This window comes from Candidatus Darwinibacter acetoxidans (genome assembly GCF_041936445.1).
Classification (GTDB): Bacteria; Bacillota; Limnochordia; order Darwinibacteriales; family Darwinibacteriaceae; genus DTU010.
Genome location: NZ_JBHGXH010000337.1, coordinates 1 through 1,561, shown reverse-complemented (window position 1 = coordinate 1,561; position 1,561 = coordinate 1). Strand labels below are relative to the sequence as shown.

Annotated in this window: 2 protein-coding genes; both read left to right on the top strand. The window is 55.9% G+C overall.

Annotation, left to right across the window (positions count from 1 at the left end):
* The first annotated feature begins 156 nt into the window (after positions 1-156).
* Positions 157-720, top strand: coding sequence for a hypothetical protein (locus tag ACE4YL_RS14610; protein ID WP_461369749.1), 564 nt, complete (start codon positions 157-159; stop codon positions 718-720).
* A 145-nt stretch (positions 721-865) separates the two neighbouring features.
* Positions 866-1,423 carry a hypothetical protein gene (locus tag ACE4YL_RS14605; RefSeq protein WP_461369748.1) on the top strand — a complete coding sequence of 186 codons (558 nt, stop codon included), beginning with the start codon at positions 866-868 and terminating at the stop codon, positions 1,421-1,423.
* Positions 1,424-1,561: the final 138 nt, after the last annotated feature.

Below are 1,561 nucleotides of genomic sequence, written 5' to 3'. Positions count from 1 at the left end.
GTGCAGCTTGAAAGAGCTGCTTGAAGTTTGAATATAAGGGGTTCTTTCTTTGGGGCCTCTTGTATTAATACAAAAAAATCGCAGGCCGGGAGCCCTTGCCGCATGCCTTTGTGGCGACGCGGCCGGCGAGCTGGCCTGCGGGAGGAGGTACAAAAAATGAAGAAAGATGGTCTGAAGTATCTATCGGAGGCCCGGGTCGGGGATTCGCTCCTCGCCCCGGTTTGCAAGTGCGGAGAACATTTTGAATTCCGCAGTGTGGACATGGAAAACCTTACCGCCTTCATCGCCTGCCCGAAGCATGTAGAGAGCAGCGAGGAGCATGAGGCGCACAAGGTAGACCTGTACCTCACCGGAGAATGGGATGCGCTTCCCGACCTTTATGTGCTGGTTCACGCCCGGCGCTACGGCCGCATCCCATGCATACTGAAAGGCCACATCCGGGATGTGGCATTGCAACTGGCGAAATTCGCCAGGAGCAAATGCAAAGGGCGCATGACGGACGCCAGCGTCCGCTACTACGCGAACGTGTTTGAAGCCGCTCTCCGCAGAGATGCGGAGAGGGAAGAAACTACCGAATTACAATTGGTGGCGTACTCCTCACCTTTCGAGGTGGGGATAAACGCCGGACGCAGCCAAAAGGTTGTCGTCCCCGCCACTCTTCATGACCTATACGACGAACCCGTCGAATTTGAGTGGCGGGATGTTAGGATGCAGCCCTGATGGGCTGCTGCAGGTTTTGGATATAAGGAGCCCCTCTTATGGGGGGCTCCTTATATTAATAAAAAAATCGCAGGCCGGGAGCCCTTGCCGCATGCCTTTGTGGCGACGCGGCCGGCGAGCTGGCCTGCGGAGGGAGGTACAAAAAATGGCAAAGTGTTACCGTTGTTTCAGGGAAGACCTGAAGAATTTATCGGAGGCCCGTATTGGGGATGCGTTGCTCGCCCCGGTTTGCAAGTGTGGAGAACACTATGTTCTCCAGAATGTGGACATGGAGAATCTCACTGCTGTGGTGGCCTGCCCGAAAGGGTGCGAAGGCCACCAGACGGAGCTTCGTTTTACAGGGCTTTGGGATGACCTGCCAGACCTCTACGTGCTGGTGCACGCCCAGCGCTATGGGCGTATCCCATGCATACTGAAAGGCCACGTCCGGGATGTGGCCTTTCAGCTGGCAAAGTTTGCCAGGAGCAAGTGCAAGGGGCGGATGACGGACGCCAGTGTTCGCTACTACGCGAACGTGTTTGAAGCAGCTCTCCGCAGAGATGCGGAGAAGGAAGAAACCACCGAATTACAACTGGTGGCATATTCCTCACCATTTGAAGTGGGGATAAATGCCGGACGCAGCCAAAAGGTTGTCGTCCCCGCCACTCTTCATGACCTATACGACGAACCCGTCGAATTTGAGTGGCGGGATGTTAGGATGTAGCCCTGATGGGCTGCTGCAGGTTTTGGATATAAGGAGCCCCTCTTATGGGGGGCTCCTTATATTAATAAAAAAATCGCAGGCCGGGAGCCCTTGCCGCATGCCTTTGTGGCGACGCGGCCGGCGAGCTGGCCTGCGGAG